Raw genomic sequence first — 13,627 nt, forward strand, 5'->3', positions numbered from 1 at the left:
ATGCCCGCGGCAGCCCGCCCCGCCCCGAAGCCCCGTGCCACGCGCCCCCCGGCGCGCCCCGCCGGCCGCGCCGGCGCCCCCCGCGCCGCCCGGCCGGCCCCGGCGGACTCGCCGCTCGCGGGCTGGAAGCGCTGGCTCTGGGTCGGGATCCTGGTGTTTGCGGTGCTGATCGGCCTGCCGCTGGCGCATGCCCTGTTCGGGGAGGTGGTGGCGCTGCTCGGCGGGATGCTGCTGCTGGGCTTCCTGATCGGGCGCTGGACCGCGCCACGGCGATGAGCGTGCTGGTCTTCGGCTCGGTCGTCGCCGACCTCGTCTTCGCGCTGCCGGCGCTGCCCTCCCCCGGCCATACCGTCCTCGGCCCCGGCTACCGGGCGATGCCCGGCGGCAAGGGCGCCAACCAGGCCTGCGCCGTCGCACGGGACGGCGCCGCCACCGCCTTCGCCGGCGCGGTCGGCGCCGACCCGCTGGCCGCGGTCGCCCTGGCCGGGCTGCGCGCCGCCGGCGTCGACCTCTCGCGCCTCGCCACGGTGGCGGCGCCGACCGCCTGCGCCGCGGTCTGCGTCGACCCGGCCGGGCGCAACCAGATCGCGGTCGGCAGCGGCGCCAACCTGCTGGCCCGTGCCGCCCAGGTGGCGGATGCGGCGCTCGGCCCGGCGACCCTGCTGCTGCTGCAGATGGAGGTGGACCCCGGCGAAACCGCCGCCCTCATCCGCCGCGCCCGCCACCGGGGCGCCCGCATCATCCTCAACCTGGCCCCGGCCGCCGCCCTGCCGCGCGAGGTCCTGGCGGCCCTCGACCTGCTGGTGGCGAACGAGCACGAGGCGGCCTGGCTGGCCGGGCAACTCGGCTGCGCCGCCGAGGCCGTGGCGCTGCGCGGCGCGCTGGGCATCGACGTCGCGGTCACCCTGGGCGAGGCCGGCGCCGGCCTGGCCACCGCCGCCGGCCTGCTGCGGGTCCCGGCCTTCCCGGTGCCGGTGGCGGACACCACCGGGGCCGGCGATGCCTGGTGCGGCGTGCTGGCCGCGGCGCTCGACCGCGGCCTGCCGCTGCCCGCGGCGCTGCGCCGCGCCAGCGCCGCCGGGGCGCTGGCCTGCACCCGGCCCGGCGCCGCCATGCCGGCGGCGGCCGAGACGGATGGGCTGCTGGATGCCTCCCCGGCCGGCTGAGCCCGGCTACTCCACCACGAAGCGCGGCGCCGCCGGCACCTCCGCCCCGTTCAGCTTGGCCCACAAGCGGGCGGCGATGGCGCGGTAGGTCGCCGCCTCCTCGGTCTCGGGGCGGGAGGCGACGATCGGCGTCCCGGCATCGGCCAGCAGCCGGATGTCGAGCTTCAGCGGCAGCTCGCCAAGGAATTCGACGCCCATCTTGGCCGCCTCCGCCCGCGCCCCGCCATGGCCGAACAGCTCCGCCCGGTCGCCGCATTTCGGGCAGCAGTAGTAGGACATGTTCTCGATCAGCCCGAGCACCGGGACATTCACCTTCTCGAACATCTTGACCCCGCGCCGGGCGTCGATCAGCGCCACGTCCTGCGGGGTGGAGACGATCACCGCCCCGGCCAGCGGCACCCGCTGGGACATCGTCAGCTGGGCGTCGCCGGTGCCGGGCGGCATGTCGACCACCATGATGTCGAGCGCCCCCCAGGTGACCTGGCCCATGAGCTGCTCCAGCGCGCCCATCACCATCGGGCCGCGCCAGATCATCGCGGTCTCCTCCTCGACCAGGAAGCCGATGGACATGGCCTTCAGCCCCCAGCGGGCGATCGGGATGATCTTCTGCCCCTCGGTCCGCGGTTTTTCCCGGGTGCCGAGCATCTGCGGCAGCGAGGGGCCGAAGATATCCGCGTCCAGCAGCCCGACCTGCAGCCCCTGCGCCGCCAGCGCCACCGCGAGGTTCACCGCGGTGGTCGATTTGCCGACGCCGCCCTTGCCGGAAGCGACGGCGACAATTTTCTTCACTTCCGGCAGCAGCATCGCGCCCTGCCCGGCCGGGGCCTTGGCCGGGGCGCGGGCCGGGGCATGGGCATGCGGCGCGGCGGCGCCGGCGCCGCCCGGCTTCGGCCCCTGCGCGTCGCGGTGGGCGGTCAGCACCGCGGTCGCGCTCAGCACGCCGGCCACGCCAGCCGCCGCTTTCTCGGCCGCGAGCCGCAATGGTTCCATCTCCCGCGCCCGCTCCCGCGGCACCGCCAGGGCGAATTGCACGAGCCCGTCGCGCGCCGCCAGGCCCTGCACCATCCCCGAGTCCACCACGTCCTGCCCCGTCGCCGGGTCCCGGACGGAGCGCAGGGCGGCCCGCACCGCATCGACCAGTTGTTCGGCCATCGCTTGAAAAACCCCCCATTCCCGACAATATCGCGCCCGCCAGGGCGCTGTTCAGCGTGCGGGCAAAAGGTACCCGGCCGGGCGTCTCATATGGCCGGGGACCGCCCTGCATCCAGCCCCCAGCCACCTCCGAGGTGCGGTGCGGGACTGCATGGGCGGGCGGAACGAACGACCAGCGGAGGCCGAACCAAACGATGGCGCTGAATAACGGCGGACCCAGCCCCTGGGGCAACCCAAGACCGGGCGGGCCGTGGGGCACTCCCCCACCCGGACCACCGGGCGGCGGCCGTGGCCCTGGCGGGCCAGGCGGCCCCGGACCCGACCTCGACGAGCTGATCCGCAAGGCGCAGGAATGGCTGCGGTCCACCCTGTTCCTGCCGGGCGGCGGGGGCGGCGCCGGCAGCGGCCGGGTGATCGCGATCCTCGCCGTCCTCGCCCTCGGCGCCTGGGCGGCCAGCGGCATCTACCGGGTCCAGCCGGACGAGCTCGGCGTGGTGCTGCGCTTCGGCGCCTACCACCACCGCGACGAGCCGGGCCTGAACTACCACATGCCCTGGCCGATCGAGGTGGCCGAGACGCCGCGCGTCACCACCGAGAACCTGGTCTTCATCGGCTTCCGCTCGGGCGACCCGAGCGCGCCGCGCGCCGGCACCGGCCGCGACGTGCTCGAGGAATCCCTGATGCTGACCGGCGACGAGAACATCATCGACATCGACTTCGTCGTCCGCTGGCGCATCGGCAGCGCGCCCGACTTCCTGTTCAACACCCGCAACCCGGAGGTCACCATCAAGTCGGCCGCCGAGAGCATGATGCGGGAGGTCATCGGCCGCACCCCGATCCAGCCGGCGCTGACCGAGGCGCGCGGCCAGATCGAGACCCAGGTGGCCCAGGGCACCCAGGCGATCCTCGACCAGTACAAGGCCGGCGTGGTCATCACCCAGGTCCAGCTGCAGAAGGTCGACCCCCCCGCGGCGGTCATCGAGGCCTTCCGCGACGTCCAGCGCGCCGCCGCCGACAAGGAGCGCCAGCGCAACGAGGCCGAGGCCTACCGCAACGACATCATCCCCCGCGCCCGCGGCGAGGCGGAGCGGATGATGCAGGAAGCCCAGGGCTTCCGGGACAGCCAGGAGGCCCGCGCCCGCGGCGAGGCGACCCGCTTCATCAGCGTGCTCGGCGCCTACCAGCAGGCCCAGGACATCACCATGCGGCGCCTGTATCTCGAGACCATGGAGGACATCCTGCGGCGCAATCCGAAGGTCGTCGTGGATGACCGGCTGCAGGGGCTGGTGCCCTTCCTGAACCTCGGCGAGCAGGCCGGGCGTCCGCCCGCGGCCGGCCGCCAGCCGGCGCCGCCCACCCAGTCCCCGCCCATGCTGCAGACGCCGCGGCCGCCCCAGGGAGGGACGCCGCGATGAACCGCGCCGTCATCGCAGCCGTCGTGCTGCTGGCCCTGCTGTTTGCCACGGCCTCCTCGCTGTTCACGGTCCACCAGACCCAGCAGGTGCTCATCACCCAGTTCGGCGAGCCGCGCCGGGTGGTGCGGGAGCCGGGGCTGAACGTGAAGGTGCCCTTCATCCAGACCGTGATCAGCTTCGACCGCCGGCTGCTGGACTTCGACGCCCAGGGGCAGGAGGTCATCCTCGGCGACCAGCGGCGGATCGTGGTGGATACCTTCACCCGCTACCTGATCACCGACCCGCTGCGCTTCTACCAGACGGTGGGCGCGACGGAGAACGGCATCCGCCTGCGGCTCGGGCCGATCGTCTCCTCGACCCTGCGGAACACCCTCGGCAGCGAGACGCTGCTGGCGGTGCTCTCGGCCGACCGCGCCCGGATCATGGGCGAGATCCGCCAGCGGGTGAACACCGAGGCCCGGTCCTTCGGCATCGAGGTGACGGATGTCCGCATCCGCCGCGCCGACCTGCCGGAGGAGAACACCCAGGCCATCCTGTCGCGCATGCAGTCCGAGCGCGAGCGGGTGGCGCGGGAGCAGCGCGCCGAGGGTGCCGAGCAGGCCCAGCGGATCCGCGCCGCGGCCGAGCGCGACCGCACCGTGCTGATCGCCGAGGCGCAGTCGCAGGCCGAGATCCTGCGCGGCCAGGGCGAGCAGACGGCGATCCGCATCTTCGCCGACGCCTACCGGCGCGACCCGGAGTTCTTCCAGTTCACCCGGACCCTGCAGGCGATGCGGGAGGCCTTCTCGGACGGCGAGACGCGCCTGCTGCTGAGCCCGGAAAGCGACTTCTTCAAGTACTTCCGGAGCATCCCGACCGCCACCCGGCCGGATCCGGCGGCGACGCCGCTGGCGCCGCCGGCCTCCCCGGCGGTGGTCGTGCCGCGGCCGGCGCCGCCGGCCGNGCGGCCGGCGCCGCCGGCCGAGCCGGCCACGCCGGCGCCACCGGCCGCGACGGCGCCCCCCGCCGAGCCTGCGGCGCGGCCCTGACGGATCGGTGGGGGTGCGGCGCCGGGCCGCACCCCCATCACCGGGTGGCGCAATAGGCGCTGCAACCCAAGTGTCCTAGTCTTCGCTAACAAGCCGGCCGGCGGGAAGCATGCGCTTCCCCCTTCGCCCCCGAGGTGTCCCCGATGCGCCCATCCTACCCCCGTCTCGCTGTCCCGCTGGCCGCCCTGCTCGTCGCCCTGCCGCTGTCGCCCAGGGCACAGCCGGCGCTCGGCGCCCCGCCCGCCAGCGCCCCCCCGGCTGATGCCGGGGCGCCGCCGGCGGTGCCGATGCGCGACGCGCCGCAGTCCTTCGCCCCGCTGGCCCGCCAGCTGCTGCCGGCGGTGGTGAACATCTCGACCACCCAGAACGTCGCCGCCCGGGCCAACCGGCCGGATGCGCCGGAAGTGCCGCAGGCGCCGCCGGGGAGCCCCTTCGAGGAGTTCTTCCGCGACTTCTTCAACCGCAACCGCCCCGGCCAGCCCGGCCAGCCCGGCCAGGGGCCCGAGCAGCAGCGCCCGCGCCGCGCCCAGTCGCTCGGCTCCGGCTTCATCATCGACACCAGCGGCATCGTGGTGACCAACAACCACGTCATCGACGGCGCTGACGAGATCAACGTCATCCTGTCCGACAACACCTCGATCCGGGCCGAGCTGCTGGGCACCGACCCGCGCACCGACCTCGCGGTGCTGCGGATCAAGACCGACAAGCCGCTGCACGCGGTGCAGTTCGGCGACAGCGACACCGCCCAGGTCGGCGACTGGGTGCTGGCCATCGGCAATCCCTTCGGCCTCGGCGGCACCGTCACCGCCGGCATCGTCTCCGCCCGCGGCCGCGACATCCGCCAGGGCATGTACGACGACTTCATCCAGACCGACGCCGCCATCAACCGCGGCAATTCCGGCGGGCCGCTGTTCAACCTCGAGGGCAAGGTCGTCGGCATCAACACCGCGATCTACTCGCCCTCCGGCGGGTCGATCGGCATCGGCTTCTCTATCCCCTCCAACCTCGCGCGCAACATCACCGCCCAGCTCAGGGACGGCGGCAAGGTGCGGCGCGGCTGGCTCGGGGTGAACATCCAGCAGGTGACCGACGAGATCGCCGAGAGCCTGGGCCTGACCGGCGGCGGCCGCGGCGCCCTGGTGGCCCGCGCCCAGGAGGATGGCCCGGCCGCCAAGGGCGGCATCCGCAACGGCGACGTCATCCTGCGCTTCAACGGCCAGGAGGTGCGTGAGATGCGCATCCTGCCGCGGATCGTGGCGGAGACCCCGGTCGGCCGGCCGGCCCCGGTGGTGGTCTGGCGCGACGGCCGCGAACAGAGCCTCGACGTCACGGTCGGCGAGCTGCCCGCCGAGGCGCAGCAGGCCGCCGCCACCCCGACGCCGCCGGCCAACCGCCCGACCGAGCTCTCGGGCCTCGGCCTGCGGGTCGGCCCGATCTCGCCCGAGGCGCGCGAGCGCTTCAGCCTGAAGCCCGACCAGCGCGGCGTGGTCATCATGGAGGTGGCCCCCGACAGCCCCGCCGCCGAGCGCGAGCTGCGCCCCGGCGACGTCATCGTCGAGGTGCAGCAGGAGCGGGTGAACACGCCGCAGGAGGTGGTGGCCCGGCTGGAGGCGCTGCGGAAGCAGAACCGGCCGAGCGCGCTGCTGCTGATCGAGACCGCCCAGGGCCAGCGCTTCGTGCCGCTGCGGCTGCGCGGCGAGCGCGGCAGCCCGGGCTGAGACTGAGGCGGGGGCCGGGCGACCGGCCCCCGCACCACCGGGCGGCGGGCGTCAGTCGCCCGCCCCGCCCTCGAGGAAGGCCCGCAGCGCCCGCGCCGAGGCCTCCGGCGCCTCTTCCATCGGCACGTGGCCGATCCCGGGCAGGATCACCGTCCGCGCATCGGGCAGGGCGCGCGCGTAGTCGGCGGCATGGGCGGCCGGCACCGCGCCGTCCCGCTCGCCCCAGAGCAGCAGCACCGGCACACGGATCGTCGCCAGGATCGGCTCGGGCGGCAGCAGGCGCGACTGCAGCAGGCGGTCGAGGATGGCCTGCCGCACCCCGGGCGCGAGCAGCATGGCGTGGTAGCGCTCCACCACCGCATCCGTCAGCACGCCGGGCACGGCGTAGGCGTTCCGCATCGTCCGGCGCAGCAGCGGCTTCGGCGCGGTATAGGGCAGCAGCCGCATCAGCCAGGGCAGCTTCTCGGGCGCGCGGCCGTATTCGCGGCCCATGCTGGCGAAACCGTCCGGCGCCATGAGCACGAGCTTCGGGACGCGCGCCGGCTCGGCCGCGGCGAAGCGCCAGGCGATCCGCCCGCCCATGGAGGAGCCGACCACCGCCGCCTGCCCGATCCCGAGCCGGTCCAGCAGCGCCGCCAGCACGGCGATGCCCCGCTCGTCGGAGTAGTCGCCGGTCGGGTCGGGCCCGGTCAGGCCGAAGCCCGGCAGGTCGAGCGAGACCAGGCGGAAGCGGTCCTGCAGCAGCGGCGCCCAGGCCTCCCAGGTGTGCAGGGAGGAGCCGAAGCCGTGGATCAGCAGCACCGCCGGGCCGTCGCGCGGCCCGGTGTCGCGGATGTGGAGCCGCACCCCGGCCGCCTCGACGAAGCGGGAGGGCGGCGGCGCCCAGCGGCGCTCCAGCGCGGCACGGGGCAGGTCGGGGTTGTAGAGCCAGATCCCGGCCGCCAGCAGCAGGACGCCCAGCGCCACGACGATGATGGTCACGGCACGGTGCATCCCGATCCTCCCGCCGCCGCAGGCCGGCAGGCTTCCGTGCCAGATATGCGGCGGCGGCGGCGCTTGTCATCGGCAGCCCGCCGGCATGGACCGGCCCGCCCCCGGCCATCCGCGCCGCCGCCCCCGTGCCGCCGGCAGGCCGGGGCCGACCTCGCTCACCCCGGACCGCGGCGCCGGCCCGAAGCCGGGGCGAGGCGGGCGGCCGCGGTCAGGCGCTGCGGCGGTCGAGCGGACAGGTGTTCAGCCCGAGCAGGCTGTAGACCGGGCAGGTGCCGATCAGCCCGGTCGCCAGCGGCACCAGGCCGATCAGCCCCCACCAGCCGAGCGGGCCGAACCAGCCGAGGGCCAGGAGCAGCAGCCCGGCCGCGATCCGCAGTCCCTTGTCGATGCCACCCACGTTGCGTGTCATGGTCTTTCTCCTGCCAAGACGCGGAGATTAGCGGCGCCGGCCGGAACCGCATTGCGCTGGCGCAACCTGTCCGGGGCCATCGCGGCCGGGGCGGGGCGTGGCGCCGCCCTCGGCCAGGCGGTGGAGCCCCATCCCGGCCAGCATCGCCGCCACGAAGCCCAGCACCGGCCAGCCGCCGAAGCCGAGCGAGGCCAGCGCCGGCCCCGGGCAGAAGCCCGCCAGCCCCCAGCCGATGCCGAAGAGCGCGGCGCCGCCGAGCAGCCGCGCGTCGATCCGCCGCCGCGCCGGCGGCGCGAAGGCCGGGGCGCAGAGCGGCGCCGGCATCCGGCCGCCGAGCTGGAAGCCGAGCGCCGCCACCGGGATCGCCGCCGCCATGACGAAGGCGAGGCTCGGGTCCCAGTCGCCGGCGACATCGAGGAAGCCCAGCACCTTGGCCGGGTTCACCATGCCGGAGACGACGAGGCCGAGGCCGAACAGCAGGCCGGCGGCGAGGGCGGCCAGGATCCGCGGCACCGGCTCAGCTCCCCAGCACATGGCGCGCGACGAAGACCGTCGCCGCCGCCGTCGCCATGAAGACGCCCGTCGCCGCGATCGAGCGCGGCGAGAGCCGGGCGATGCCGCAGACGCCGTGCCCGCTGGTGCAGCCGGTGCCGAGCCGGGTGCCGAAGCCGACCAGCAGCCCGGCCAGGGCCAGCCGCGCCGGCCCCGCCGCGACCAGCGCCTCCGGCGCGCCGAAGGCCGCGGCGGCGACCAGCGGCGCCCCGACCAGGCCGGCGAGGAAGGCGAGCCGCCAGCCGCGCTCGCCGGCCGGCGCCCCGGCGAGGCCGCCGAGGATGCCGCTGATGCCGGCGATGCGGCCGAGCGCGACCCAGAGCAGCGCCGCCGCGGCGCCGATCAGCGCGCCGCCCGCCGCGGCCGACCAGGGGGTGAATTGCGTCATCCGGGCCTCCGTCGCGGGTCAGAGGATGTCGAGCGGCACCTTGAGGAAGCGCTTGCCGTCAGGGCCCGGCGCCGGCAGCCGCCCGGCCTGCATGTTCACCTGGATCGAGGGGATGATCAGCCGCGGCATGGCCAGCGTCCCGTCGCGCGCGGTGCGCATGGCGACGAATTCCTCCTCGCCGATGCCGTCGCGGACATGGATGTTGTGCGCCCGCTCCTCGGCGACGGTGGTTTCCCAGCGGATCTCCCGCCCGTTCGGGCCGTAGTCGTGGCACATGAAGAGCCGCGTCGCCGGCGGCAGCGCCAGCACCCGCCGGATGGAGCGGTAGAGCACCCGGGCGTCGCCGCCGGGGAAGTCGGCCCGCGCGGTGCCGCCGTCCGGCATGAAGAGCGTGTCGCCGACGAAGGCGGCATCGCCGATCACATGCGTCATGCAGGCGGGCGTGTGGCCGGGGGTGTGCAGCGCCACCGCGGTCAGCCCACCGATCCGGTAGCTGTCGCCGTCGTGGAACAGCCGGTCGAACTGGCTGCCGTCGCGGCGGAACTCGGTGCCCTCGTTGAAGACCTTGCCGAAGGTCTCCTGCACCTCGGTGATGCGGTCGCCGATGCCGATGCGGCCGCCGAGCTCGCGCTGGATGTAGGGCGCGGCCGAGAGGTGGTCGGCATGCACATGCGTCTCGATCAGCCATTCGAGGCGGAGGCCGTGCGCGCGGACATGGGCGATGATCGCATCCGCCGAGCGGGCGGCGGTGCGCCCCGCCGCCCAGTCGAGGTCGAGCACGCTGTCGACGACGGCGCAGGCGGCGGAGGCAGGGTCCTTCACCACGTAGCTGATGGTGTTGGTCTCCGCATCGAAGAAGGGCGTGACCTCCGGCCTTGTGCCGGCGTCGATGCCCGCGGGAATGTCCGACATGGCGATATCCTTCTTGTGGCGCGGTGCTGTCAGGCGTGGCCGACCGAGCGCCAGATGATGGTGAGGGCCACGGTGAAGACGATGCCGGCGAAGATCCGGTTCAGCGTGTTGCGGTCGGCGGCGAGCCGGCAGGCGGCGCGCATGCCGAGCCAGCCGCCGCCGATCCCGCCGGCGATGAATTGTGCGGCGACCGCCCAGTCCACCAGGCCGGAGGCGGCGTAGTTCATGGCGGTCGCCAGGCCGAAGACGCCGACCGCGAGCAGCGAGGTGCCGACGGCGTTGAGCATCGACATGCCGGTCGCCAGGATCAGCCCGGGCACGATCAGGAAGCCGCCGCCGATCCCGAAGAAGCCCGACAGCAGCCCGACGCCGAGGCCGACGCCGCCGACCCGCAGGGCCATGGCCCGGGTGAGCGCGGCCGGGGCCGCGCCCGCGCCGTCGCGCCGCGGCCGCAGCATGGCGCCGCCGATCACGATCATCATGACCGCGAACAGCAAAATCAGCCGCTCGCCGTCGACCGCCTTGCCGAGGGTCGAGCCGGCCAGCGCCCCGAGGACACCGGCCAGGGAGAAGGCCGCGGCGATGCTCCAGCGGACGTTGCCGGCCCGGGCGTGCCCGACGAAATTGACGAAGGCATTGGCCGAGACCGCCAGCGCCCCGGTGCCGAGTGCCACATGCGGCGAGAGGCCCACGGCATAGAGCAGCAGCGGCGTGGCGACGATGGAGCCGCCGCCGCCGATCAGCCCGAGCACGAAGCCGACGATGCCGCCGGAGCCGAGCGAGAGGGCCGCCTGCATCATGGCCGCGGCCCCTTGGCCGGCGGCAGGTCCCAGCCGGCGGCGGCGAAGACCCCGGCCTCGCCGGCGGGCCGGGGCGGGGTGGCGGCGCGGGGCTGCGGCAGGCTCACCAGGATCCGCTCCGGCGGCGGCGCGGCGGGGCCGCCCATGGCCTGGCGCAGCGCCTCCAGCATGCCGGCGACCCGGCGGTCGGCCAGGCGGTAGACCACCGACTTCGCCTCGCGCCGGGTGGCCACCAGCCCCGCCTCGCGGAGCGCCGCGAGCTGCTGCGAGAGGTTGGGCTGCCGCAGGCCGAGCTCGGCCTCGAAGCCGGCGACCGCCAGCTCACCCTCGAGCAGGCGGCAGAGGATGCGGAGCCGCATCGGGTGGGCCAGCCCGCGGAGGAAGTCGGCGGCGGCCTCCGGGTCGCAGCCGGTCATGGCCGCGCCGCCCGAGAGAGGTAGTACCAGTCCGGCGCGCCGGCGGCGCTGCGCGCGGCGGCCTCCTGCACGGTCAGCGGCGGCGGCAGCACCCCGGCCTCGCCGGGCCGCCAGTCGGCCGGGGTCGAGAGGCCGGAGGCGTCGCTCTCCTGCAGCGCCGCCAGGGTGCGCAGCAGCTCCTCGACGCTGCGGCCGGTGGTCATCGGGTAGTAGCTCAGCATCCGGATGCTGCCGGAAGGGTCGATCAGGAAGCTGCCGCGGACCGTCGCGGTGCTGGTGTCGGCCGGGTGGAGCATGCCGTAGGCGCGGGCCAGCCCCATCGAGATGTCCTCGGCGATGGGGAAGGGGATCTCGACGCCGAAGCCGGCCTCGATGCTGCGGACCCAGGCGAGGTGGGCGAAGAGGCTGTCGACCGAGAGGCCGAGCAGCTCGCAGCCGAGCGCCTGGAAGCGGCCATGGGCGCGGGCGAAGGCGATGAACTCCGAGGTGCAGACCGGGGTGAAGTCGGCGGGGTGGGAGAACAGCAGCAGCCAGCGGCCACGATAGTCGGCGAGGCTGCGCTCGCCGCGCGTGGTGCGCACGCGGAAGGGCATGGCCGCGGCGCCGAGGCGGGGCACCCAGCCGGTCGCCGCCTCGGGCAGGGCGGGGGCCGCGTCGCGCAGGGCGGGCTCGGGGGGTGGGGCGTCGGGCGGTATCGGCATGTGGCAAGCCTTCCTGATCGCCGCTTTATGTATTATAGATTTGTATAATATCAAGTGATGCGACTTGGCATTGCCGCGGCCCGCGGCGCGGCGGCGGTTCAGGCCCCCGGGATGATCTCGGCCGCGCGGTAGCCCTGGGCGAAGAGCAGCGCCCGCAGGTCGGCATGGTCCACCCGGGCGCGGGCGGCGGCGGCGACCACCGGCTTGGCCCGCCAGGCGACGCCGAGCCCGGCCGCCTGCAGCATGGCCAGGTCGTTCGCCCCGTCCCCCACGGTCAGCGCCGCGCTCAGCGGCAGGCCATGCTCGGCCGCCAGCCGCTTGAGGGTGGCCAGCTTGGCGTCGCGGTCGAGGATCGGCTCCGCCACCGTGCCGGCCAGCTTGCCATCGGCCAGCTCCAGGGTGTTGGAGTAGTGGGCATGGAACCCCAGCCGCTCCGCCACCCGCCCGGTGAACCAGGTGAAGCCGCCCGAGACGATGGCGCAATGCGCGCCATTCGCCCGCATGGTGGCGACCAGCGCCTGGGCGCCGGGGGTGATCTCGGTCGCCTCCCAGGTGCGCTGCAGGGCGCTCTCGTCCAGCCCCTTCAGCATGCCGACGCGCTCGATGAGGGCGGCGCGGAAATCCAGCTCGCCATTCATCGAGCGGCGGGTGATCCCGGCGATCCGCTCCTTCAGCCCGGCGAAGGCGGCCATCTCGTCCAGCGTCTCGGTGGTGACGATGGTGCTGTCCATGTCGGCGAGCAGAAGCCGCTTGCGGCGGCCTTCGGACAGGGTGGCGATGGCATCGACCGGCGCCTCGCCCAGGGTCGCCCGGGCGGCGGCGATGGCCTGTTCTGGCGCGAGGCCGGCGAAGGGGATGTCGGCGGCCTCGGCCTCGGCCAGCCAGTCCGGCGTGCCGGCGTCGGCGCCGAGCGCGGCCAGGGCGGCGCGGACCCGGGCGAGGGTCGGGGTGTCGAGGTCCCCCGCGGGGGCGACCAGGGTCAGGATATGGGACATGCGGGCCGGACCATGCCGCCGGCCGTGGCATGACGCAACGCCCGCTCGCCCTGCTCGTCGCCGGGCCCACCGCCAGCGGCAAGTCGGCCCTCGCCCTGGCGCTGGCGCGGCGCTTCGGCGGCACCGTCATCAATGCCGATTCCATGCAGCTCTACCGCGAGCTGCGGGTGCTGACGGCCCGCCCGACCGAGGCCGAGGAGGCCGCCGCGCCGCATCGCCTCTACGGCACCCGGCCCGCGGCCGAGCCGGCCAGCGTCGCCTGGTGGCGCGCCGCGGCGCTGGCCGAGATGGCGGCCGTGCCGCTGCCGATCCTCTGCGGCGGCACCGGGCTCTATTTCCTGTCGCTGACCGAGGGGCTCTCCGCCCTGCCGCCGGTGCCGCCCGCGGCGCGGGCCGAGGCCCGGGCCGCGCTCGCCGCGCTCGGCCCCGCCGCGATCCATGCCCGGCTCGATGCCGAGACCGCCGCCGGCCTCCGCCCCGGCGACAGCCAGCGCCTCGCCCGCGCCTATGAGGTGCTGCTCGGCACCGGCCGCGGCCTGGCGGCCTGGCAGCGGGAGGGGGCGCATACCGGGCCGGCGCCGTTCCGCTTCGCCGCGCTGCGGCTGGACCCGCCGCGGGAGGCGCTGCGGAACGCCATCGCCGCCCGCTTCGACGCCATGCTGGGCGCCGGGGCGCTGGAGGAGGTGCGGGCGCTGGCGGCCCTGGGGCTCGACCCCGCCCTGCCGGCGATGCGGGCCCATGGCGTCCCGGAATTGCTGGCCCATATCAGGGGAGAGATGCCGCTGGAGGCTGCCCGGGCGCGGGCGGTGCTGCACACCGGCCAGTACACCAAGCGCCAGGCGACTTGGTTCCGCCACCATCCGCTGGCCGACCCGACCGACACGCATATCATCCATGCGCGGATCGGGGGCGTGACGCAATTTCAGGAAAGCCAACAGGCAGAAATCTTCGCATTTGTTGAGCGGTGGCGTTGACGCGGCGC

Annotated in this window: 16 protein-coding genes; 6 read left to right on the plus strand and 10 right to left on the minus strand. The window is 75.0% G+C overall.

Annotated elements, in window-relative coordinates; all coding sequences use genetic code 11:
- On the plus strand, positions 1 to 276 hold a 276-nt coding region (locus QWZ14_RS23765), incomplete at its 5' end, for a hypothetical protein (RefSeq protein ID WP_290319438.1).
- The gene (locus tag QWZ14_RS23770) at positions 273 to 1,166 is read left to right on the plus strand and encodes a ribokinase (RefSeq protein WP_290319439.1); all 894 of its coding nucleotides are present in this window, start codon (positions 273 to 275) and stop codon (positions 1,164 to 1,166) included. The genes QWZ14_RS23765 and QWZ14_RS23770, both read left to right, overlap by 4 nt.
- 6 nt (positions 1,167 to 1,172) lie before the next feature.
- On the opposite strand, the gene QWZ14_RS23775 is transcribed toward QWZ14_RS23770, so the two are convergent.
- The gene (locus QWZ14_RS23775) at positions 1,173 to 2,318 is read right to left on the minus strand and encodes an Mrp/NBP35 family ATP-binding protein (RefSeq protein WP_290319440.1); all 1,146 of its coding nucleotides are present in this window, start codon (positions 2,316 to 2,318) and stop codon (positions 1,173 to 1,175) included.
- 194 nt (positions 2,319 to 2,512) lie between these two features.
- Between QWZ14_RS23775 and hflK the strand changes: the two genes are divergently transcribed.
- The 3 genes from hflK (at position 2,513) to QWZ14_RS23790 (ending at position 6,479) form a co-directional block, all read left to right on the plus strand.
- Positions 2,513 to 3,733 (plus strand): FtsH protease activity modulator HflK, encoded by a 1,221-nt coding sequence (gene hflK / locus QWZ14_RS23780; RefSeq protein WP_290319441.1) that lies wholly within the window; start codon positions 2,513 to 2,515, stop codon positions 3,731 to 3,733.
- On the plus strand, positions 3,730 to 4,761 hold the full coding sequence (gene hflC / locus QWZ14_RS23785) for a protease modulator HflC (protein WP_290319442.1): 1,032 nt from the start codon (positions 3,730 to 3,732) through the stop codon (positions 4,759 to 4,761). The genes hflK and hflC overlap by 4 nt, the downstream gene beginning before the upstream one ends.
- A gap of 143 nt (positions 4,762 to 4,904) precedes the next feature.
- Positions 4,905 to 6,479, plus strand: coding sequence for a DegQ family serine endoprotease (locus QWZ14_RS23790; RefSeq protein ID WP_290319443.1), 1,575 nt, complete (start codon positions 4,905 to 4,907; stop codon positions 6,477 to 6,479).
- A 51-nt stretch (positions 6,480 to 6,530) separates the two neighbouring features.
- On the opposite strand, the gene QWZ14_RS23795 is transcribed toward QWZ14_RS23790, so the two are convergent.
- The 9 genes from QWZ14_RS23795 to serB form a co-directional block, all read right to left on the minus strand.
- Positions 6,531 to 7,472 (minus strand): alpha/beta fold hydrolase, encoded by a 942-nt coding sequence (locus QWZ14_RS23795; RefSeq protein ID WP_290319445.1) that lies wholly within the window; start codon positions 7,470 to 7,472, stop codon positions 6,531 to 6,533.
- Positions 7,473 to 7,680: 208 nt separating this feature from the next.
- A complete protein-coding gene (locus QWZ14_RS23800; protein ID WP_290319447.1) occupies positions 7,681 to 7,881 on the minus strand; it encodes a YgaP family membrane protein in 201 nt (66 codons plus the stop codon).
- Positions 7,882 to 7,908: 27 nt separating this feature from the next.
- Entirely contained in the window at positions 7,909 to 8,394 is a 486-nt protein-coding gene (locus tag QWZ14_RS23805; RefSeq protein ID WP_353959336.1) for a DUF6691 family protein, read from the minus strand.
- Positions 8,395 to 8,398: 4 nt separating this feature from the next.
- Positions 8,399 to 8,821, minus strand: coding sequence for a YeeE/YedE family protein (locus QWZ14_RS23810; protein WP_290319449.1), 423 nt, complete (start codon positions 8,819 to 8,821; stop codon positions 8,399 to 8,401).
- A gap of 18 nt (positions 8,822 to 8,839) precedes the next feature.
- Positions 8,840 to 9,733, minus strand: a complete 894-nt coding sequence (locus QWZ14_RS23815; protein ID WP_290319450.1) for an MBL fold metallo-hydrolase — start codon at positions 9,731 to 9,733, stop codon at positions 8,840 to 8,842.
- 29 nt (positions 9,734 to 9,762) lie between these two features.
- On the minus strand, positions 9,763 to 10,533 hold the full coding sequence (locus tag QWZ14_RS23820) for a sulfite exporter TauE/SafE family protein (RefSeq protein WP_353959337.1): 771 nt from the start codon (positions 10,531 to 10,533) through the stop codon (positions 9,763 to 9,765).
- On the minus strand, positions 10,530 to 10,949 hold the full coding sequence (locus QWZ14_RS23825) for an ArsR/SmtB family transcription factor (RefSeq protein ID WP_290319451.1): 420 nt from the start codon (positions 10,947 to 10,949) through the stop codon (positions 10,530 to 10,532). The genes QWZ14_RS23820 and QWZ14_RS23825 overlap by 4 nt, the downstream gene beginning before the upstream one ends.
- On the minus strand, positions 10,946 to 11,650 hold the full coding sequence (locus QWZ14_RS23830) for a peroxiredoxin (protein WP_290319452.1): 705 nt from the start codon (positions 11,648 to 11,650) through the stop codon (positions 10,946 to 10,948). The genes QWZ14_RS23825 and QWZ14_RS23830 overlap by 4 nt, the downstream gene beginning before the upstream one ends.
- A 98-nt stretch (positions 11,651 to 11,748) precedes the next feature.
- Positions 11,749 to 12,645 (minus strand): phosphoserine phosphatase SerB, encoded by an 897-nt coding sequence (gene serB / locus QWZ14_RS23835; protein ID WP_290319453.1) that lies wholly within the window; start codon positions 12,643 to 12,645, stop codon positions 11,749 to 11,751.
- A gap of 29 nt (positions 12,646 to 12,674) precedes the next feature.
- Between serB and miaA the strand changes: the two genes are divergently transcribed.
- Positions 12,675 to 13,619: a tRNA (adenosine(37)-N6)-dimethylallyltransferase MiaA gene (gene miaA, locus QWZ14_RS23840; protein WP_290319454.1), complete on the plus strand. Its 945-nt coding sequence runs from the start codon at positions 12,675 to 12,677 to the stop codon at positions 13,617 to 13,619.
- Positions 13,620 to 13,627: the final 8 nt, after the last annotated feature.

Source organism: Paeniroseomonas aquatica (genome assembly GCF_030409335.1).
Lineage (GTDB): Bacteria > Pseudomonadota > Alphaproteobacteria > Acetobacterales > Acetobacteraceae > Belnapia > Belnapia aquatica.